Origin of the sequence: Algoriphagus ornithinivorans, from assembly GCF_900115305.1 — a bacterium.
Lineage (GTDB): Bacteria > Bacteroidota > Bacteroidia > Cytophagales > Cyclobacteriaceae > Algoriphagus > Algoriphagus ornithinivorans.
The window spans coordinates 373,345-394,603 of the sequence record NZ_FOVW01000001.1; the positions used below are offsets into that span (position 1 = coordinate 373,345).

The 21,259-nt window shown below is 40.6% G+C and carries 19 protein-coding genes and 1 tRNA gene; 9 read left to right on the forward strand and 11 right to left on the reverse strand.

Annotation, left to right across the window (positions count from 1 at the left end):
* The first annotated feature begins 22 nt into the window (after positions 1 to 22).
* Positions 23 to 961, forward strand: a complete 939-nt coding sequence (locus BM073_RS01615; RefSeq protein WP_091649347.1) for an alpha/beta hydrolase — start codon at positions 23 to 25, stop codon at positions 959 to 961.
* 630 nt (positions 962 to 1,591) lie between these two features.
* Positions 1,592 to 1,948, forward strand: coding sequence for a hypothetical protein (locus BM073_RS01620; protein ID WP_139217419.1), 357 nt, complete (start codon positions 1,592 to 1,594; stop codon positions 1,946 to 1,948).
* A gap of 176 nt (positions 1,949 to 2,124) precedes the next feature.
* On the opposite strand, the gene BM073_RS18010 is transcribed toward BM073_RS01620, so the two are convergent.
* Positions 2,125 to 2,274 (reverse strand): hypothetical protein, encoded by a 150-nt coding sequence (locus BM073_RS18010; protein ID WP_175557823.1) that lies wholly within the window; start codon positions 2,272 to 2,274, stop codon positions 2,125 to 2,127.
* 501 nt (positions 2,275 to 2,775) lie between these two features.
* Here BM073_RS18010 and BM073_RS01625 point away from each other — a divergent pair.
* Positions 2,776 to 3,189, forward strand: coding sequence for an SRPBCC domain-containing protein (locus tag BM073_RS01625; protein WP_091649351.1), 414 nt, complete (start codon positions 2,776 to 2,778; stop codon positions 3,187 to 3,189).
* Positions 3,190 to 3,714: 525 nt separating this feature from the next.
* On the opposite strand, the gene BM073_RS01630 is transcribed toward BM073_RS01625, so the two are convergent.
* Positions 3,715 to 3,791 (reverse strand) — tRNA-Asn (locus BM073_RS01630).
* A 508-nt stretch (positions 3,792 to 4,299) separates the two neighbouring features.
* Between BM073_RS01630 and BM073_RS01635 the strand changes: the two genes are divergently transcribed.
* The gene (locus tag BM073_RS01635; RefSeq protein ID WP_091649354.1) at positions 4,300 to 4,758 is read left to right on the forward strand and encodes a (2Fe-2S)-binding protein; all 459 of its coding nucleotides are present in this window, start codon (positions 4,300 to 4,302) and stop codon (positions 4,756 to 4,758) included.
* Between the two features lie 24 nt (positions 4,759 to 4,782).
* Positions 4,783 to 7,065, forward strand: coding sequence for a xanthine dehydrogenase family protein molybdopterin-binding subunit (locus tag BM073_RS01640; protein WP_091649357.1), 2,283 nt, complete (start codon positions 4,783 to 4,785; stop codon positions 7,063 to 7,065).
* A gap of 32 nt (positions 7,066 to 7,097) precedes the next feature.
* On the opposite strand, the gene BM073_RS01645 is transcribed toward BM073_RS01640, so the two are convergent.
* The gene (locus BM073_RS01645) at positions 7,098 to 7,520 is read right to left on the reverse strand and encodes a hypothetical protein (protein WP_091649360.1); all 423 of its coding nucleotides are present in this window, start codon (positions 7,518 to 7,520) and stop codon (positions 7,098 to 7,100) included.
* 81 nt (positions 7,521 to 7,601) lie between these two features.
* Here BM073_RS01645 and BM073_RS01650 point away from each other — a divergent pair, with 81 nt between their 5' ends.
* Both BM073_RS01650 and ctlX read left to right on the forward strand, forming a co-directional pair.
* Positions 7,602 to 8,483 (forward strand): YjiK family protein, encoded by an 882-nt coding sequence (locus tag BM073_RS01650; protein WP_091649362.1) that lies wholly within the window; start codon positions 7,602 to 7,604, stop codon positions 8,481 to 8,483.
* A gap of 3 nt (positions 8,484 to 8,486) precedes the next feature.
* The gene (ctlX, locus tag BM073_RS01655) at positions 8,487 to 9,416 is read left to right on the forward strand and encodes a citrulline utilization hydrolase CtlX (protein WP_245756344.1); all 930 of its coding nucleotides are present in this window, start codon (positions 8,487 to 8,489) and stop codon (positions 9,414 to 9,416) included.
* A gap of 594 nt (positions 9,417 to 10,010) precedes the next feature.
* Here ctlX and purB read toward each other — a convergent pair.
* Complete coding sequence (purB, locus tag BM073_RS01660) at positions 10,011 to 11,354, reverse strand: adenylosuccinate lyase (RefSeq protein ID WP_091649366.1); 1,344 nt, start codon at positions 11,352 to 11,354, stop codon at positions 10,011 to 10,013.
* A gap of 209 nt (positions 11,355 to 11,563) precedes the next feature.
* On the opposite strand from purB, the gene BM073_RS01665 reads away from it, so the two are divergent.
* Positions 11,564 to 12,667 (forward strand): ferredoxin--NADP reductase, encoded by a 1,104-nt coding sequence (locus tag BM073_RS01665; protein WP_091649368.1) that lies wholly within the window; start codon positions 11,564 to 11,566, stop codon positions 12,665 to 12,667.
* Between the two features lie 9 nt (positions 12,668 to 12,676).
* Positions 12,677 to 13,165: a hypothetical protein gene (locus tag BM073_RS01670; RefSeq protein WP_091649371.1), complete on the forward strand. Its 489-nt coding sequence runs from the start codon at positions 12,677 to 12,679 to the stop codon at positions 13,163 to 13,165.
* Between the two features lie 1,284 nt (positions 13,166 to 14,449).
* Here the strand turns inward: BM073_RS01670 and BM073_RS01675 are convergent.
* From BM073_RS01675 to BM073_RS01705, 7 genes are all read right to left on the reverse strand, one after another.
* Positions 14,450 to 15,373, reverse strand: coding sequence for a DUF4097 family beta strand repeat-containing protein (locus BM073_RS01675; protein ID WP_091649374.1), 924 nt, complete (start codon positions 15,371 to 15,373; stop codon positions 14,450 to 14,452).
* Between the two features lie 41 nt (positions 15,374 to 15,414).
* A complete protein-coding gene (locus BM073_RS01680; protein ID WP_139217420.1) occupies positions 15,415 to 16,209 on the reverse strand; it encodes a hypothetical protein in 795 nt (264 codons plus the stop codon).
* 46 nt (positions 16,210 to 16,255) lie between these two features.
* A complete protein-coding gene (locus BM073_RS01685) occupies positions 16,256 to 17,290 on the reverse strand; it encodes a porin family protein (protein WP_091649380.1) in 1,035 nt (344 codons plus the stop codon).
* Between the two features lie 111 nt (positions 17,291 to 17,401).
* The gene (locus BM073_RS01690) at positions 17,402 to 18,157 is read right to left on the reverse strand and encodes a hypothetical protein (protein WP_217643083.1); all 756 of its coding nucleotides are present in this window, start codon (positions 18,155 to 18,157) and stop codon (positions 17,402 to 17,404) included.
* Positions 18,158 to 18,170: 13 nt separating this feature from the next.
* Entirely contained in the window at positions 18,171 to 18,740 is a 570-nt protein-coding gene (locus tag BM073_RS01695; protein WP_091649385.1) for an RNA polymerase sigma factor, read from the reverse strand.
* 234 nt (positions 18,741 to 18,974) lie between these two features.
* Entirely contained in the window at positions 18,975 to 19,442 is a 468-nt protein-coding gene (locus BM073_RS01700) for a carboxypeptidase regulatory-like domain-containing protein (protein WP_245756345.1), read from the reverse strand.
* Between the two features lie 309 nt (positions 19,443 to 19,751).
* Positions 19,752 to 21,149: an MBL fold metallo-hydrolase RNA specificity domain-containing protein gene (locus tag BM073_RS01705; protein ID WP_091649388.1), complete on the reverse strand. Its 1,398-nt coding sequence runs from the start codon at positions 21,147 to 21,149 to the stop codon at positions 19,752 to 19,754.
* Positions 21,150 to 21,259 lie beyond the last annotated feature (110 nt).

The following is a 21,259-nucleotide window of genomic DNA, read 5'->3' on the forward strand; positions in this document are numbered from 1 at the left end:
CTCCACCTATACCAATAAACCTATGAACCTCACTAAAAATTTTATTCTGGGATTATTCCTCTTTTATGTCTCTTCTGCTGTGGCTCAAGATGGAACCATTTATCCGCTAAAGGCTCCTGCCGAACCCAATGCCATTCCTCTTGGCACTGGAGGTGTAGCTGACCAACCTTCCACAGAGACATGGTTTCTCCAATGGGGCGACCCCATGGCTAGAAACATTACTACTGCAACCCTAACTCCATTTCTACCTGAACCGGGAAAAGGGAATGGTGCGGCAGTTATAGTTGCACCGGGAGGAGGTTATAGATGGCTTTCTATGGGAAATGAAGGCTGGGAAGTAGCAGAAGCACTAGCTAAGCAGGGAATCGCTGCTTTTGTACTTAAGTACAGGCTTTTTCCTACTCCAGAATCTCTGGATGACTTCACGGCATGGATGAATCGTCCCCGATCTGCACCAGCTCCCCCTTCTGATACAAATCAAAATAATGAAACTCCAAGACTACCCCAGATGGATCTTTCAAACCAGCTTGAAGATGCCGAGGCTGCTTATGCCATGATTATTAGTAGGGCTAAGGAGTGGGGAGTCGATACAGACAGAATAGGAATGATAGGTTTTTCAGCCGGTGCTGGCCTCACTATGCACTCCACGTTAAACTCACAAACCATGAAACTTGCATTTATAGGTCCGATTTATGGGGGAATGGGGCCTGTTGAAGTGCCGAAAGATGCTCCTCCAATGTTTAATGTAATAGCTACGGATGATTTTCTTTTTAGAGGGCAGTTTGGAATAATCGAGTCCTGGTACAAGGCAGGCATTCCTGTTGAATTACATCTTTACCAAAATGGCGGTCATGGCTTCGGCTTGGGAAATCCAAATAGAACAAGCAATCGTTGGTTTGATGCCTTTATTCACTGGCTTGATGTCAATGGCTTTCTTAAAGCTGATTCCGGAAATAGGTAAAAATAGACTCTAAGTCTGCATCTTTTTTATATTAAAAGTTCATGTTTTGAAACAGTAAAAGCCACTCAGAAATGAGTGGCTTTTTTCATCTTATTTGAATTAACTCAACTTGAAGCCAAACTATTTTGCTAAGGTTAATTACTAATATTAAAATGAGAATGAATTGCAATTGGAAAAAATTTAGGAAAATCAATCCATAGCAAATAAACCTAGCCAGATTTTTACCTGATGACTTGGCTTTTTGGTGCTTTTGAAAATCGCATAGTCTTAAATTAATCTAATGTATGTCCCCATTATAAGTATTCTAATACCTTAAAAACTTTCTGGATGAGAAAAAACTTGAAGTAGACAAGCTTAAAGGCGAATTTCAAGATCAGTGAAATTAAATGAGGTGTTAAAAGTTGAGAGTAGCTATTTTAAAGGGTGGGATTTTTTTTAGGCAATAAATTCATGGAAAATTTAAGTGCCTCTAAGGCCAAGATTTGCTAGCTCATACCTGTTTTTCAAAGGGGATTTTAATGTAACTCTTACGTAAAAAAGAGAGTTTAATAAACATGCCCTAGATACATAGGTAGGTAACTTTTATTTAAATAACTCAAAGAAACGACCATGCAGAAGCCTTTTCTCCTTATGCTTATACTTATCAGCTCCTTTACCTACCTCTCTCATGCACAAAGTGTAGGTGGTGTGCCACTCGAAGATATTAAATCAACTTATATTCATCTTTCAAGAGTAGGATTTACTTTCAAATCAAAAATTAGAGTTAGTGTTGATTTTGGTCAGAGAGTAAGTGGTGAAAGGTTAAATGAATCTTTCATATCAGACTCAGATGGAAGATCGATTGAATTCAACTCTATGATAGATGCTCTGAATCTTTTTGATCTTCTAGGCTATGAATATATCGATTCCAATTGTGTTGATGAAGATTGGCCAGGTCAGTATTTACTTCGAAAAAAAAAGCCAGAATTGGTTAGGGAAGAGGAGTGAGATTAGGCAGCGAATTTTATAACAAGTAGCCTTTTGGGCTAATCAATGTCCATTAAAGATTGGATTAAATGATTCCGTGCTTGTTTTGGCCATACTTCTACTGACATCATAACTTTTGGTATTTTTAATAAGGATATCCGCTTTCTAACCAGGATTGATAAAAATACGGCTTATTGTCAGCTACAAGGATCAGAATCCGGAAGCTTCGCCTGCCAACCATAGCTGGGTCTTCCCTGTCTGCCGGTAAGCAGGGGTCTTGGGTCGCCTGTACTGAGCGAAGTCGAAGTATCCAACCAGTCAAGCAAAGAAAATAAGGCAACTGGCATGATTGCGGATAATCAGATTTTTTAAACTATGTGACTTATAATTTCTATGTGGTTTAAAAAATTTTTCTCCGTGATATCCTTAGCGGTCTTTGCAGCTCAGCGGTGAAAAATAATTTAAAGTTTAAAAATTAGCCCCATTTTCCAGTTTGATTGCCAAGCTCCGAAGGAGCAGGATTTCTTAGAAATTAGCAATTAAAACTAGTGTTTGTTTCAGCTCCAAAGGAGCGAGATATAAAAAGTTTCAAGGTTAAATAGGCCATAAATAATCGAATTTTTCGAATTCAAGTATCAAACCACCCTAGCGGTGGTTTTTTTATGCTCAAAAAATCCGACAATGGTGTCTTTTTCCATGGAAAATTGAAGTTTCCCCAATTTCATTTCGAGTCAATCGAGAAGGAATGATGAGACCTAATATGTCTTCCAATTTTTCACTTAATCTCATCAGCTTTGATTAAATTAACCTAGAAATCGTCCCAGTCTTAATTTCTCACTTAAATTTCCATGACACCTAAAAAAATCATCATTTCTTCCCTTATTTCTGCTCCCATAAAAAAAGTTTGGGATTATTATACCGACCCTGCTCATATCATCAATTGGAATTTTGCAGATCCTAGCTGGCATTGTCCCCATGCCGAAAATGATTTGAGGGTAGGAGGTAGGTACCTAGCTAAAATGGAAGCTAAAGACAATAGTTTCGGATTTGACTTTGATGCAAATTATATTGAAGTAAATCTAGGTAGAGACTTTACTTATCAATTTGGTGATAGGCTTGCATCCGTCTCATTCCAGATAATTGATGGGAAAACCGAAGTCACTATTGCTTTTGATCCAGAAACAGAGAATTCAATCGAATTGCAGAGGAATGGCTGGCAGGCAATCCTGAATAATTTTAAAAAGTATACAGAGGAAAATTAATGTTATTTATAACTGATTTGCTGCCTAAAAGTCTATAATACAGCTTACTACCAGCCTAAATAAACTGTTTGGAGAGTTTGAAGTCTCTCGTCGTAGCATAGCGAATCAGCGTTTTTGCCTTCTGCAAATAGAGGAAGTGGAAAAGGAATGGGGGCAAAGTTTAAAATGGATAGTTGATTTTTAGGTTTATTAATCAGCTCCAAAGGAGCAGGATTTCTTAGAAATTTGAGGCTAAAACTAGTATTTGTTTCAGCTCTGAATGAGCGGAATAAAAAAAGTTTAAAGTAATGCAGCTAAGCTTTATTAGACGCCACTTAAAGCAATCCTATCTAATTTAAATTTACCTTCATTTTGTTTAAAGGCTTTCAGAATTGAATCTTATTGCTTTTAAAGCTCCCTCTTTTGGTCCTCCCAATATCAATGGCTTCGCTCATTCAAAGGGATAGCAAATCTGTCGCAGACAGGGCTTCTCGCTCAGAGATGTATAAATGAAAAAAGCCGATAAAAATATCGGCTTTTCTAATTTGGCTCCCCCTCTTGGGCTCGAACCAAGGACCCCATGATTAACAGTCATGTGCTCTAACCAGCTGAGCTAAGGAGGAATTTTTACTGGTTGCGCTATCCCTTTCGGTTAACGTGTTGCAAATGTAGAGGCATCTTTGATTTTTTCCAAACCTAGAAATAAAAAATGTTTGATTTTTTGAGCCTATTGCCCTTTCTGATTCTTTCTCAGGGACTTATTTTTTTGCTATTTCCTGTGTTGCTTTCCATTCCCGTTAATGAAATCAGAATTTGACAGCAGTTCAACACTCTGAATCATCCAAATGCCATTTTTTTGATTGAAAAGATGAGAAGGAATGCTGTGGCTCCTGATTTTACATAAAAAAGTTTAATGAATTAGAACCACAATTCCATAAATTAAGAGGAATATCCGCTTACTTACCATATAAGAAGAAGAATACGGCTTAGAATTAGCCATAAGGACCAGAATCCCCAAAGCTTCGGTCATCGGTCATCGGTCTTCCCAGCGGCCAAACAAAGAAAATATGTTGACTGGGAAAATTGCTGATAATAATTTAAATTAATCTCAACCTGAAAAAAAACATTGCCATGCCTACTTATAATCTGACAATCAATGGGGAACAAAAATCGGTTGAAGCCCTAGAGGATATGCCCTTGCTTTGGGTAATTCGCGATTTGCTGGACCTCAAAGGAACCAAATTTGGCTGTGGTCAAGCGCTTTGTGGAGCCTGTACCGTTCACCTGGATGGTACAGCTATTCGCTCCTGCTCATTGCCTATTTCTGAAGTAGGAAATGCCCAAATCACCACTATTGAAGGGCTTTCGGAAAATGGAGGTCATCCCCTGCAACAAGCCTGGGTTGAGCATATCGTACCCCAATGCGGCTATTGCCAAACCGGTCAGATCATGAATGCAGCTTCTCTGCTTCAATCAAACCCCAATCCATCCGAAGAAGAAATCGAACAAAGTATGGCGGGGAATTTATGCCGTTGTGGAACCTACAATCGTATCAAGACAGCCATTCAGTCAGCCGCCAAGAACTTATAATCATCCCTCCAAAACGCTTCTAAGATGTTTCCCAAACTTCCTTTTCTCAAAAAGAACCCAAAAGACCAAAGTCAGGTTTTTATCCCCTCCAGAAGAGATTTTTTAAAACTCAGCACCTTAGCTACCGGGGGCTTTGTATTGGGTGTGAATTTCCAGTGTTCAGGTCCCAAGGGAGAGTTACTTACTTTCGCTCCTAATGCCTATATCTCCATCAGCTCAGATAATCAAGTCACTTTGGTAGCTCATAGATCTGAAATGGGAACTGGTATCCGAACTTCCCTTCCTCAGATTATGGCCGATGAATTGGGAGCTGACTGGTCAAGTATAAAAATTATCCAAGCAGAAGGAGACGAGGAAAAATATGGAAACCAAAATACGGATGGATCCTTTTCGGTTCGAATGTTTTATGAACCCATGCGGAAAGCCGGGGCTACGGCCAGAACCATGCTTATTGCTGCTGCGTCCAGCAAATGGGGAGTTGATCCAAAAGAATGTGATACTCAACAAGGGAAAGTCATCCATAGCGTAAGCGGAAAGGAAATTCCATTTGGGGATCTAGTAGAAAGCCTTCAGAATGCAAGTCTGCCAGCCCCTGAATCCATTCAACTCCGAGAGTTTTCCAATTACCAATTGATTGGAAAGGATGTACCCATTTATGATCTAAAAGATATAACACAAGGCAAGGCCGTTTTTGGAGCAGATGTAAACCTACCGGATATGAAAATCGCGGTAGTGCTCAGAGGCCCGGTGATTGGAGCAAAAGTAGTATCATTTTCGGATGAGAAAGCCTTGGCTGTACCGGGAGTAGAACAAGTAGTGAAGATTTCAGGCCCCAGTTTTCCTCCAGGTCTGGACAAGGCCTTGGAAGGTGTCGCCGTCATCGCCAGCAATACCTGGTCTGCTATCAAAGGAAGAGAAGCTTTGGAAGTGAGCTGGGATTTGGGTGAAAACCAAAACTACAATTCTGAGGCTCAGTTGGCGGAAATGGTAAAAAGTACCAGCCAAAATGGAAAAGTGAGAAGGGAGAGAGGAAATTTTGCTCAGGCAAAAAGTTCAGCAGCTCGGATTATAGAGCGAACTTACGAAGCGCCCTTTTATGCTCATGCCACCCTTGAGCCACCAGCGGCAATTGCCCATGTGAAATCTGACGGTTCCTGTGAAGTATGGTCTCCATCACAACATCCTCAATGGGCGAGGGAAGCTATAGCTTCTGCGCTGGATATAGATGTTTCCTTAGTAAAAGTAAATGTAACCCTTCTGGGAGGTGGTTTTGGACGTAAATCCAAGCCTGACTTTGTGGTTGAAGCGGTCTTACTTTCGAAGGCGGCCCAAGCGCCGGTTCGGGTTCAATGGACTAGAGAAGATGATCTTCATTTTGATTTTTACCATTCTCATAGTGCTCAGCGTATCATTGCTTCCTTAGATTCTTCGAATGCCTTATCAGGGTGGAATCATCACACTGTTTTTCCTGCCATTGGCTCCACCGGTAGTAAGGATGAGTTGCATCCTTCAGATGGGGAGATGGGCCTAGGATGTGTGGATTTTCCCTTTGATGTACCAAATATCCGAATTGAATCCCATGAATCCACGGGGCATGTGCGAGTGGGTTGGCTTCGCTCTGTAAGTAACATCCATCATGCATTTGCTATGCATTGTATGCTAGATGAATTGGCTGAAGCTAGAGGAATGGACCCGATTGAGCATGCTTTGTCTCTTTTGGGAGAAGACAGAGAGATTACTTTTCAAAGTGAAATGGTGGGAGGAGAATACGGGAATTATGGAGAGCCAATCGATGCTTATCCATGGAATACCGGAAGGATGAAAGCTGTGATCCGAGAAGTAGCAGAAAAATCTAACTGGAAGCAATCCAAGGCAAATGGCAAAATCATGGGTTTTGCAGCGCATAAAAGCTTTTTGACCTATGTGGCCTGTGTGGTTAGCCTCGAAAAAGACAGTTCAGGTAAGCTCCGTGTAGAAGATGTCTATTATACGGTGGATTGCGGTATTGCAGTAAATACCGATCGAGTTAGATCCCAATTTGAAGGTGGGTCACAGTTTGCTCATAGTTTGGCGACTACTTCGGCTATCACCTTTGAAAATGGAGTTGCTCAGCAGCATAATTTTGACAGCTACAAAATCATCCGAATGCCGGAAGCTCCCAGAAACATCCACGTGCATATCATGGAAAGTATGGAGAAACCAACAGGGGTGGGAGAGCCGCCAGTTCCACCTTACATTCCTGCACTGGCCAATGCCATGTATCAAGCCAATGGAAAGAGAATTTATAAATTACCTTTCCAGATTTAGGAGCGACGTAGGTTTGGGTGTGAATTATAGGATCATTGGTCCTTGGTGCTGAATTTTCGAGTGAGAGTTTTGATAAATTTGGTATTTCTAAATCGTAAGGCTGACCAGTCTTCATTGATGGCGATTTGCCTCACACCTTCGAAATCATACTTTCCTAATATTCCCCAGCCAGTATCTCTGTTGATTTTCACTTGATACCGCTTGCTACTTCCTTTGGGATAGGCCATCCAAAGCAATTCATCCTCTTGGGCTAATTTTTCCATTTCTGGAAAAATCCGCTCTATCTCTTCCTGACTTTTGACAAAAGCCAATAAAAATGCTGCTTCCTCATTTGCAGAAGCTAAATAACCGGCAGCCTTCCATTCCTGCTCTAACTTCTCAAGTTCTGAAGGAAGATTCCAAATCTTGATTTTCATCCCATCCTTCCAATTCATTTTCTTTAAAAGTGGATCCATCTTGACTTTTGACTTTGTTTCCTAACTAAAATACCGATTTCCCTGCTTTTTCCTGCCTTTTTGGCTAATTTCGACCTTCTTATGGGTACACGCATTACTATTTTCTTTCTTTTTTTACTGGGATTAAGCCATAGCCTTTTCGCTCAGGAAATTCCTGTTTCTGAACGCTATTTTAGCATGGGTATTCCCGTAGACACACTTAAAAATCCCCGTTTGGAAGAAGTCAGCGGGATTGCATTTTCTCATATTCACCCTAATCTCATTTATGTTCATACCGATAGCGGGGGAGAGGCGGCAGTTTATATGTTGGATTCCCTAGGCAAAGAGATTGGAAAAATCATATTGAAAGGTCTCAAAAATAGGGACTGGGAAGATATTGCTGTTGGATTGGGGCCTGATGGAAAATCCTATATCTACATAGCTGAAATAGGAGATAATTTAGCTCGATATTCCTCTGTGTATGTTCATAGAATTCCAGAACCTAGAGTCATCCAAGCTTTGATTGAGGAAAAGGCTGTCTCAGTAGAACTCAATTATCCTGGAGGAGCTAGGGATGCGGAAACCTTGATGCTCGATCCCTTGGATAAAAGACTGTATATAGTTTCCAAAAGGGATAAGAAGAATAATCTGTACAGTTTTTCTTGGGATCAATTTGGGAACAAGGAGGAAATCAAGTTAGACAAGCATCTGGAATTTCCTTTTTCATCCTCCGTGGCAGGAGATATTTCAAAAGATGGCTGTCATATTTTGATTAAAAATTACTTTGCTGTCTACTATTGGATCAGGAAGGAAGGGGAGTCTTTAACTGAAACACTGGCTAGAACTCCCATCAGTTTACCCTATGTTCCCGAGCCTCAAGGAGAGGCAATCGCATTTTCATTTTCTATGAAAAGCTACTTTACCATTAGTGAAAAGAGATTCAATATTCTCCCGGTTCTTTATCGATATCCTTCAAAAAAATAAGCCATGCAAACCTCTTCTACTATTTTGATGGTGCGTCCCGCCAACTTTGGTTTCAATCCGGAGACAGCTGAGAATAATTTCTATCAGCAGCAAGATGGGCGAAGTTCTGAAGAAATCAAGGCCTTGGCTCAACAGGAGTTTGACAGCTTTGTCGCCTTATTGAAAGATCAGGGAGTGAAGGTATTGGTCATAGAGGATACAGAAAAGCCAATTAAAACAGACGCTGTGTTTCCCAACAATTGGTTTAGTACACATCCTGATGGAAAATTGATTCTCTATCCCATGTATTCACCAAACCGCCGATTGGAGCGGAGGAAAGATTTGATAGAGCAATTGATGGGACTGGGGTTTAAAGTGGATGAAATTATTGATTTAAGCTTTTTTGAGCAGGATGGACAGTTTTTGGAAGGAACTGGCAGCATGGTAATGGACCATGATTCAAAAATGATTTATGCCTGTTATTCTGAACGAACCCATTGCGTGCCTTTAGATTATTTGGCGAAAATACTGGGCTATCAAGTGATTGCTTTTGAAGCTCAGCAGGAAATTGACGGAAAGATGAGCCCTATTTATCATACCAATGTAATGATGCATATAGGCTCTGATTTGGCTGTGGTTTGTTTGGAAAGTATAGTCAAAGCTGCCGATAGAAGGAAAGTACAGGAGACCTTGACTTCAGCAGGTAAAAAAGTGATTCCCATTACGGCCAAGCAGAAATTTAATTTTGCCGGAAATATGCTGGAAGTAGGGAATGATGGAGGAGAGAAGTTTACAGTTATGTCCCAAACGGCTTATGATTCTTTAAACGTGGGGCAAATTCAGCTAATTGAGAAATATACTACGATTATCAGTCCTCAGATTCCTACCATAGAAAAACTGGGTGGAGGAAGCGCTAGGTGCATGATTGCGGAGATTTTTTTACCAGAAAGTTAGAAAGAAGTGGTTTGGAGATGAGGAATTTCTTTTAACCACAGAGAGCACGGAGGATAATAGGAGAATTTAAGATTTTTGATTTACGAAGGGCAGAGAAACATTAAATGTTTTTCAGTCACTGAATCTTTTTTATTTCCCGCAGATTTCCACAGAAAAAGTCACAGATCTGCACAGATTTCACAGAACAAATCAGATCAACTTCTTTGCGTCTTTTATTCTTTGCGGGAGAATTAAACTCTGCGTCACTGCGCCACTGCGAGCTTTATTAACCACAAAGATCACGGAGAACCACGGAGTTTTAATGAAGAGGCCAGTCGTTTTTGTCAGGCTTATTTCAGACTTCTCACTTTAAATTTCAGCCTTTATGAGACCGCTTCGTTCCTCGCGGTGACGACTTTATTTATGGCTCGTAACTTCCCGAAACTGCCGACTGCCAACTGCCTACTGCCAACTGCTTCTGCCTACTTTTCTTTGCCTCTTGAATCCTTTGCGGGAGAATTAAACTCTGGGCCTCTGCTTCGCTGTGAGCTTTTTTGAAGCTACCTAGATTAAGAGGCGATTCCTTTCAGATTTCTGACTTCAGCTTTCACACTTTTAAATCCCCGTGTAATTAAACGGCGTAATTTTCTTCAATTCTGCTTTTAATTCATCAGCAATAGGCAAGCCATCCACAAAATCCGCTATGGAAGTTTGGGTGATTTTAGTATTGGTTCGGGTAAGATCTTTCAGTGCCTCGTATGGTTTTGGGAAGCCTTCTCTTCGAAGAATCGTTTGGATCGCTTCCGCAACTACTGCCCAGTTTTCTTCCAAATCAGCATCAATGGCAGCTCTATTCAGCTCCAATTTACCCAATCCCTTTTTCAAAGACTCCAAAGATATTAGCATATGTGCCAATGGAACTCCGATTACCCTTAGTACCGTGCTATCTGTCAAATCACGCTGCAACCTGGAAATAGGAAGTTTGGCAGCTAAATGCTCCAGCAAAGCATTGGCAATTCCTAAATTACCCTCTGCGTTTTCAAAATCTATTGGATTGACCTTATGTGGCATTGCAGAAGATCCTACTTCTCCGGCTTTGATTTTCTGCTTGAAATAATTCATAGCCACGTATTGCCACACGTCTTTAGAAAGGTCCAGCAATACAGTATTGATTCTTTTTAAGCCATCAAATACGGCAGCCAAATTGTCGTAATGCTCGATTTGAGTAGTAGGATAACTTCTTTCTAAGCCTAAATACTTAGATACAAAGTTGAATGCAAAGTCATTCCAAGCTAATTCTGGATAAGCTACATGATGCGCATTCATATTTCCGGTTGCCCCACCAAATTTGGCAGAAAATGGAACCTGCTTTATTAGCTCCAATTGCCTCTCAACTCTGACAACAAACACCTCAATCTCCTTCCCCAAACGAGTAGGGGAAGCTGGCTGTCCATGGGTTTTGGCCAACATTGAAACATCCTTCCAATCAGAAGCATAGCTCTTTAGCTTGGTTAGAACCTTTTCCAATTCAGGATAAATCACCTGCTCCAATCCTTCTTTCAGCATCAATGGAGTTGCAGTATTGTTAATATCCTGAGAGGTGAGTCCAAAATGGATAAACTCCTTATATGCCTCTAGCCCTAAAGCATCAAATTTCTCTTTCAGAAAGTACTCTACAGCCTTCACATCATGGTTGGTCACCTTTTCAGTGTCCTTAATGCTTTGAGCATCTTTCTCTGAAAATTCAGTAACAATAGCCCGTAACTTGCTGAAAAATCCGTGATCAAATTCTTTCAACTGAGGTAGGGGTAACTCGCAAAGCGCGATGAAATATTCTACCTCTACATGCACTCGATATTTGATCAGGGCAAATTCTGAAAAATAAGCTCTCAAGGAAGCCGTTTTTCCGGCATATCTTCCATCTACTGAACTGACAGCGGTCAGGGCATTCAATTCCATGTCTGTTGGTTTTGGGGTTGTTCCAAAATTTTGAAGGCGCAATTTAGCTCATTACCTTCAAAATAGCCCTTCCTAATTTATAATTATCGAATTTCTCCAAACTTACTTTCACGATTTGGAGTTTTCTTAATGAATTTCTCAGGGATTAGGACAATTATGATTTCTGAGCGTTTAATTTTGCACCCGAATACAAAGAATCCACATCTCGAATGTTCAATTTATTTAAGAAGAAAAAAGAGGAAGTTAAAAAAAGCAATTATCTCCCTCTGAAGGTACGTGAAGTTGTCAGGGAAACTCCCGATACAGTGAGTATTTATTTTGAGCAGCCAGAACCATTTCTGGATTACAAGCCGGGTCAGTTTTTGACTCTGGTCATGGACTTTGATGGAAAAGAGCAAAGAAGATCTTACAGTCTTTGCACCTCCCCATTTGTGGACCCCTTTCCAGGAATTTCTGTTAAAAGGGTCGAGGGAGGACTTTTCTCCAATTATCTGAATGAAAAAGTAAACCCCGGTAAAACTATCAATGTGCTAAAGCCATTGGGGAATTTTACCACCGACTTTCATTCCAAAAATCAGAGACATTTTATCATGGTGGCTGGAGGCAGTGGAATCACGCCAATCATGGGTATTCTTAAATCTGTCTTGGTCAATGAGCCTAACTCCATCATCACGCTGATATATTGTAGCCGAAGTGAGGAGCAGATAATTTTCAAAAGACAATTGGACCTTTTGGAAAAAGCCAATCCAGATCGATTGAAAGTAATTCATAATCTGAGTCAACCTTCAGAAGACTGGAAAGGTCCAAAAGGTAGATTGAACCGAGATTCTTTCAAGGAGTTTGTTTCCCAAGCGGAATATGAGCAGCGTTATGAGGAGATATATTTCCTTTGTGGGCCTGACGGAATCATGGATACGGCGGAGAATGTCTTGGAGGAACTTGGGATCCCTGAAGAGAGAATTCATAGAGAAAGCTTTTTCTCAGCGGCAGCTCAACAGGCACATGACAATGCCATGGCTGGAATCAACTCCGGAATTCTCACCCGAGATGTGAAAATCATGTTGGAAGGGGAAGAGTTTGATGTGACCGTTAATCCTGAACAAACTGTCCTTGAAGCCGGACTGGAGCAGGGCTTGAATATGCCTTATTCTTGTCAGAGTGGCTTATGTACAGCTTGTAGAGGTAGACTTTTGAGCGGAAAGGTGAAGATGGATGAGGATGCAGGCTTGAGCGAGAAGGAAATAGCGGCTGGATATGTGCTTTGCTGCGTGTCCCGACCACTGACTGATGATATCAAAATCACCATTGAATAAGTTAGCCTCTTGAACTACAACCAGCTTAAAAAAGACTACAAAAGCCTGGAAATATTGGTATTGATCCTGATGGTGATCAGTTTGCCATTATTTGGCTTTGTGTATTTGTATTATAATTCAGGTAATTTGAATTTCGACCTGCCTGAGCTTCCAGACTTTGTCAATGGTTTGTTGATTGGATTAGCTATAGGTTTACTGATTGGTCAATATGTGATCTTTCATAGAAAACTGAAATTATCCTTTGAATATGAGGAGCTGTTTGATAAAGTTCAGATTTATATTCAGGCAACTAGGCAGCGATTTTATTCTTTATTTTTGATTTCGATTCTCAGCACTCTAGGATTGCTATTTTATGAAAATGCGACTTACGTTGTGATTTTCGCATTGACTTTGATTTTTTATTCCTTAGCAAAACCTACACCGGATAGAATAAAACGGCTTCTTAAACTGAATAAAGAGCAGGCTGAAATTGTAAGACAGGCATCGAGGCCGGAGTAGGGGGAAGTTAGAAATGTGAAGTGAGAAGGCTGAAAATTGTCACTTCGAGCGTAACGGTATAATTCTCCCGCAAAGAATTCAAGAGGCAAAGAATTTTTTGTTCAAAATGCACATTTGCAATTCTAGGAAACCTTTCATTTTGTACTCAAATTGATATTGCACTAAACCTAAAATGGAAAGTCGTTCTCAATTCCCCTTTGGAGTAGTTGTATTGAAAGGAAGAAGAATCTTAAACAAAGGGGGCAAGGGGGATTTTAGAAGAATCTACGCATATATGTTCACAAAGACGCGGCGGAAATTCTCTCGCGAAGAAAGGTAGGCAGTGGCAGTAGGTAGTAGGCAATTTGCAGTTTCCAGAAGTTGAGAGCCATGAATAAAGCCGTCACCGCGGGGAACGAAGCGGTCTCACAAAGGCTGAAATTTAAAGTGAGAAGTCTGAAATTAGCCTGAAAATACGACATGCCTCTTCATTAAAACTCCCTGGTCCTAAAGTGGTGAAAAAAGCTCGCGGCGACGCGAAGGCGCAGTGCTTAATTTGCTCTTGAAAAAAAGAAGCAAAGATATTTTCAAATCATTTATCAAATCGCACCTCTGGTGCTCTGAGTTCATTTATCACCTATTTTTCTACAATCATACCGCACCGCTGGTGCTCTTGAGCGACTAGATTATTTGAAAGCCTCGGAGAGGCGTTTTGATTGTAGCGTCTGGAATGACAAGTATATAAGAGCTTCGTAGAAGCGATTTGATTTTTATTATTCTCTCACAGAAGAATCAAAAGGTAAAGTGTTTATGAAGCTATGTTTTCTATGCTTTCTATGAGGTCAAAAGTTGCTAAAAGTCTAAGACTAGTAAATAGTAATTGGTTTTTGGGCTCTTATTCCAGTCTGGGATCAATATTAACCAAATCTATGTTTACTACTGTGCCTATGTGGTAAAAAAAAGCTCGCAGCGACGCAGCGGTTTTCATTTCCCGCAAAGAGTGGAAGAGGCAAAGAAGATTTTGGAGTGGTTTGCGAAAAGGGCTTCGCCTCCCTGACTTGCCGTCAGGCAGGCGCTCAGCCTGACAATACTTTCGACTCTCTGACTAGCCGTCAGGCAGGCGCTCAGCCAGACAAAAGCGACAGGTCACTTAATAAAAATTCCGTGGTTCTCCATGTAATTCTCTGTGCCCTCTGTGGTTAAATTAATCATAGCGAGATTTTACCCAACTATTAAAAGTGAACCGCAGAGCATAAAAAGAGGACTGAATTTCAGTCCTCCTTTTGATTAAAAATCCTATAAACATCAATTCTCAATGGTAATATTCCCGGAGCTAATCTGACCTTTGATAGTCGAGGAGGCTCCGTTATTGATTTCCAAAGTCTTTCCTTTACTGCTTTTTCCCACCTTTAAATTCCCTGAAGATGCCTTCAATTCATAATTGTATGCATTCAGATTTGATGGTGTCTGCACTCTAAAATTACCTGAAGTACCCGAAAAAGAGGTATTCGGTCCAAGCCCAGCATTCTCCGCACGGATGTTTCCTGAGGTAAACTTCAAAGCTCCTAACTGACCTACATTGGATAGTTTGGCGTTTCCTGATGTAAGACTTACACTCAATTCTCCTTCCACATTATTTGCGTCTAATGAACCGCTGGTGGACTTGTACTGCAAATCTCCTTTTACATTGAAAATATCTGCATTTCCAGAAGTCATACCGGCCATTACATTGCCATTCACCCCATCAACCCTGATATTTCCTGATGTAGCATTGACCATTAGATCTCCTCTGATTTGATTTGCCTGAATCTTGCCTGAGCTTACTTTGAGGTTAGTTTCATCAGAGCTAACACGGCTTACCTGCAAATCCCCGGAACTGTTTCGGATTGATAATTTGATGGATTCAGGCCCTGTCATTTTGATCCAGCCTTTGGATTTGCTATTCCATGAATTCATCTGGGAAGATCTTTTGTAGGAAATTTTCAAAACATCACCAATTGTCACGAAGACGATGTCTTGATTTTCATTTTCTGATTCTAGATAAGCTTCTACATCTACGGATGAAGAGCTTCCTCCATCATAGCTGACATCCAGCCAGCCTCCTTCTACTTCAATGGATCGGATCCCAGGGTAGGATTTCTGGGTGTCTACCAACACTTTCTGAGCAAAAGCATAGCTCTGCACCAATAAGAGTGCAAACAATAGATAAAGTCGGGTTAAGCTTTTCATGAGTTGAAGTTTTTAAGTTTTAATAAAGGATTGCGTGCAGCTTAATTGATGATAATTCCAAAGCTGATAGCATTTGTTTCAGGACCTCTGCCTTCTTCGAAAAAGGAATTCAAGTCATAATTGAAATACAAGTCAAAGTCTCCAATTCCAATTTCTGCACGAGCTCCATATCTGAGGTTATTTGCATAAATATTGGACTTTTCGAAAATTTTATTTTTGTCTCCATCATTGTCCTCATAGACGAATTTCCCTCTGCCGCCAATTCGTAAACCAGCATATCCTCCAAGTCCGATTCTTACTTTTTGATTGCTGGTCATCAAAGTAGGAACCAAGGAAAGATTTGCATAGGATGCAGCCAACTTGGATTTTGTGCCTACGCCGTTTGTAAACTCATTGAATTCTATTCCGTTAGGAGATTTTTCAATGATGAGGTTTCGGTTTTCCAGTTTGTAATTATACCAAGAAACGCCTATTCCGGTTTTTAGGTGAAAGTTTTTAGCCGCTTTCCAATCTCCAACCCAGTTGAGTCCTACATTCCAGGAACCCCAAGCTTTGGTAGCGGGAAGATCATCTGAGGGAGTCCAAACATTAATACCCAGATCAATATTCAAATCCGAGTCAAACTTGGAAGGCTTAGGCTTCACATAGGTTTTGGTTTCTTGGTCATTTTCAAAATTCCACTCTTTGGTACCATCTTCAAATTTATTCATGGTCCACTCCAGTCCAAGCATGGAAAATTCTTTGGTTTTAACAATGGATTTTGATTCGGTTTCTTGGGCAAAGGCCCAGCCAGATGCCATGAAAATGGCAAGTATTGTAGCTAGAAAATTTTTCATAATAAGTAGTTGGTTAGGTAATTGGGGGAGATGACTCTCCCCCTGATTAAAAGACTATTCCGAATGAAATTGGATTCAGTTCAGGACCTTTCTGATCCTGGAAAAGCGTATTTAAGTCGTAAGTGGTAAAGAAAGTTACTCTTCCTACACCGATCTCTCCCCGGATACCGTATCGGAAGTTTTGAAGATAAAGACCGGTATCCTGTTTGTCTTTTTTCCTTCCCGAACCGTCAAGCTCTCGGTAAATGAATTTAGATCTACCTCCTAATCTATAGCCTGCATAAGGTCCTGCAGCAATGCGTAGGCCTTTTTTGCCATTGTCATTCATTTTTCCAAAATCCAGCTCCAGCATGGTCATGGCTGTGATATAGGATGCGGAAATCTTGCTTTTGAATCCATCCACATCATTTCTTTGGATAAATTCAATCATTTCATCCCCGCGAACAGCCTGGAAGTCCTTGTTTTCAAACTTGAAATTGTAGAATTGAAAACCTAATCCGAAATCCCAGTAGAAACCTTTTGAAATTCGCTGGGCAGCCATCCAGTTCAAACCCACATTCCAGCTTCCCCAGCCTTTGACTGCATAGGGATTGTCAGATGTTGGAAACCCTCCATCTGGGCTGAGATAGTTGCTGACACCGAGATCAATGTTAAAGTTGGTTTTGAAAGATGGGTCAACTGTTTTCTTAGCTCCGGATTCAATTTTCACCTTGGTATTTTGACCAGATTCATCCACAAGTACCCTCATCCGTCCGATGTTTACTTCAGTTTCAGCACCTTCTTCCCTTACTTTCACCACATCTTTGGTGCTGCCGTCTTTTTTCTGGATCTGAACGATGGTTAACTCTCCGGTCTCTTTGTTTTCCTGTAAGTCTAAGCTTTTGATGATTTCATCAATATTCATCATTTTAAGCTTTTCGAAGTCTTCTTTGCTTTCTACAATGATGACTATCTTTCCAGCTTTTCCGAATTCTACGATGACAGAGTCCTTATTGATTTCTGTATCAAGGGATGGCAGTTTAGCTGCAAAAGCGACTTGAACCATGGCCATCAGGCAAAATAATAGCAGATACTTTTTCATAGTTTTATTGTCTTTAAGCGATCTTTTGGATTCTCGGTACCGCTGCCTGATGCAGCGGCTTTGTTTCCGAGGACTCCATTGCTCTTTGTTAAATAATAGGTTGGTTTTTAATCATGGCTTTTCGGTCACTTTTTCTTTTTTGTTCGTCAGGGAGGTGAATAAGCTGTTTTTGGCATCTTGTAAGGTGGCAAATCCTTCATCCACTTTTCCCAATATTCCTTCTACCTGATCCACTTTTTTTCCAATTCCGGAAATCAGGTTTTTGTCTTCTTTAATTCCATTAGAAACAATGGTCACTTTATAAGCAGGAGCTTCCTCAGTAGTAGGTTGAAGTTCTGCTACACTTGCATTCAGATCTAAAGGTTTGATTTGGGGAATCTCAGCCTCCAAACCTTTTAATGGTTCAGCAATTGGCTTTTCAATGATTGCTTCTCTTTCAGGAGAAGTTTCGTTTTGAGCGATCAATTGCTTGTTGGGGTCTAATTGCTTCTGATAAGATGAATTGTTTTTCTTTTTGGGTTGAGCCTCTCTTTTAGGACTTTCATCAACTTTAGCTGACTCTTTTTCTTCAATGATTTCAATTGAATTCTCAGTCGTTTCAATCTCGACAGGAACTTGGTTAGTTGTTTCCTCTTCATTTGAAGAAGATTCCACTTTTTCCGCCAGAATTTCTTCTTCTAAAGGATTTTGAGCTGGCCAGAACAGGGAACCCACCGTAAATAAGAGAAGGATTGCTGCTGCAGCAGCCCACCAATAGGTAGAAAGCTTGGTTTTGCTTTGAGGGAGCTGGTTTTCCAGTCTCTCCCAAGCTAGCTTACTCGGTTTTACCTGGTGATTTTCCAGTTTATCCCGAAATAGCTGATCCATATTTTCTGTTTTCTTAGCCATTGATTCTCCTTTCTTTGAGTTGTTGGGTGGCAATTTTTTCTTTCAACACATTCCTTGCTCTATTCAGTTGTGACTTGGAAGTACTTTCACTGATGCCTAGCAGCTCGGCAATTTCCTGATGTGCATAGCCCTCAATTGCATAAAGGTTGAAGACGGTTCGATAGCCTACCGGTAGGCTTTCTACTAATTCCATCAGATCTTGAGCTTCCAGATGCTTGGTTTCATAATGGTGATGTTCGTACTCCACATCCTCTTCCACATGAACTTCCATCATCAGATGACGATTGCTTCTCAAAGTCATCAAAGCCTGAGTGACTACAATTCGCTTCATCCAACCTTCAAAACTTCCCTTGGCTTGATACTGGGGTAGTTTTTCGAATATCTTCATAAAGCTCTCAATCATCACATCTTCGGCATGTTCCCGATTTTTAAGATATCGGATGCAGATGGCCAGAAACTTTCCGGAGTACACATCATAAAGATGTCGCTGGGCTGACCGATCACCCTTGAGGCATGCTTTAATCAATGTTGGTTCGTCTGAAAAGTTGGTTCTACTGAACATTCCAAATAGCTTTCAAATAGGTAGATGTAGAGATGTTAAAAAACGTTGCATCAAGTTTGAAAAAAAATCAGATTTTTTTTCGATTTATGTTTAAAAATATGATTTACAGTTAGTTATAAAATTGACCCAAACGGTCAACGTTATTTAGGGATATACACTCTTCAGACTTCTCGGCTCTCGCTTCTTGCTTCTCGCTTCCATCCTCCACACCTTCTAACTTCAAATTTCCAACTTTCAAAAAACTGCTTTATAATTAATCACAATATCCAGCAAGGTCCATTCTCCTTTTTTTACGGTAACAGGCTGAATATTTCCATCCCCATCAAAAATATTAGCAAAGAGGCCATCTTCTTCCCGTGTGAAGATGGAATATCGACCTGGAGCCAACTCTAAAAGGTAGCGTCCTTCTTCATCGGTAGTTACCGTGGTGATTGGTTCTCCAGAAATGGATTGAAATAGGGTTCCTTCCACTTTGGCATCAGCCAAATTTGTCAGTGGATAAATAATCAAGGTTCTTTGTACCGGGACGCCTTGGGGATTTACTTCGGGTTTTTCGCCGTCTTCAACAATCATTGGCATTTGATTCCCTTCCAACCAAGTCACTTTTCCTGTGATTCCCTCACCCTCTGGTTTGATGGGTTTGCAAAATGCAAGTATTACTAAAAGCATGATAAAAAGGCTGGATAACATTTTATTTTTCATCTTTCTATGATTTGTTTCTCAAAGGTCACTACCTGTCCCGAAAATCGGGATGGAATCCCTGCCTTCGGCAGGCAGATCGTATATTTTCACCGATAAATCGGCCCATCCCAGTGTTTATCGACTCCAGCATGCTCGATTTCATCAGTTTAAAATTGTTTTTTATGGATACCCGCTTTCTTACAAGTAACAATAAAATATGGCTTATTGTCAGCTAAATGGATCAGAATCCCGAAGCTTCGGTCACCGGTCTTCCAACTGTCAAGCAAAGAAAATATGTTAAGTGGCAAGATTGCGGATAATGATATAGGTTTAAATGCCTTCAAACAAAACTACAGATTCCAGATAATTCGGTATAGTTGTATTCCAGCTTAATTCATTTTTCAATTTATCAGCCAAAACTTCGGCACTCTTCTCTTCACCATGAATGATAAATGTCATTTTGGGTCTTTCTGTGAACCCCTCGGCCCATTCCATGAGTTCTTCCTGGTCGGCATGTGCAGATAATCCGTCGATTTGGTAAACTTTTGCATTGACCGGAACCTGATTTCCGTAAATGGTGATGTATTTTTCTCCTTCAACCAATCTTCTTCCCCTTGTTCCTTCCGCCTGAAATCCCACAAAAATGACCCCATTTCTCTCATGAGGAAGGTGATGATGTAGGTGGTGTAAGACTCTTCCCCCAGTTGCCATTCCGGATGCTGAGACAATAATCGCATTTCCTCTGTATTCGTTGAGTGACATGGATTGCTCTTGTTTTTGGAAGTAGCGTAACTGCCGGTGATTAAAAGGATGCTGATCCTCTTCCAATGCAGCAGTTAATTGATGGTCTGTGGAAAAATCCAGGTAGAGTTTGGTGGCATCAATAGCCATGGGTGAGTCCAGGAAAATCGGAACCTTTGGAATTTTCCCTTTTTCCTTCAATTTAAACAGGTAATACAAGACTAATTGGGTTCGACCTACAGCAAATGAAGGTATAATAACCAATCCACCGCGATCAAAAGTATCACGAATTGCCGACCCTAATTCTTCTTCAGGCTTGACCTTAGGTGCTATTCTATCCCCATAAGTCGATTCTATCCAGAGAATATCGGCTTTAGGGATGAGCGTAGGAGGGAAAAGTAGTGGGTCATGAAATCGTCCTAAATCTCCGGAGAATACCAACCTTTTCTCCTGACTGTTACCTTTAATAAGAATTTTGGTGATTGCTGCCCCTAAAATATGCCCTGCATGAAAATAAGTGACTTTCACCTTTGGATGGATCTCAAAGGCTTGGTCAAAAGGCTTGGGAACCAAGAGAGGAAATACAGCCTCAGCATCTTCTACCGTATATAATGGTTGAGGATTATCATGTCTGGAATAGCCTTTTTTTCTGGCAAATTCCGCTTCTTCTTCCTGCAGTTTCCCGGAATCCAGTAACAGAATTTTAATTAGCTCTGAGGAAGCCTCAGTGCAATAGATTGGACCTTTAAATCCTTGCTTGACCAGTCTAGGGAGATAGCCTACATGATCCAAATGAGCATGGGTGATGATTACTGCCTCGAGTTGTTCTAAAGGCATGGGGAATTTATCCCAATTTCTTTCCCGAAGTTCTCGTCTCCCCTGAAAGAGTCCACAGTCCACCAAAAATTCAAATTCTCCTAAGTCAATTAAATATTTTGAGCCGGTTACGGATCCGGCACCTCCCAAAAATTTTACAGTTACATCCATGGGTTGATTGTTTAGTTGTGAGAAGTTACAAAAAAAAGAGGCATCTGTTGGGATGCCTCTCTTAAATAATTAATGATTTTATTCATTGTTTTGAAGAAACTTTGCTTTGG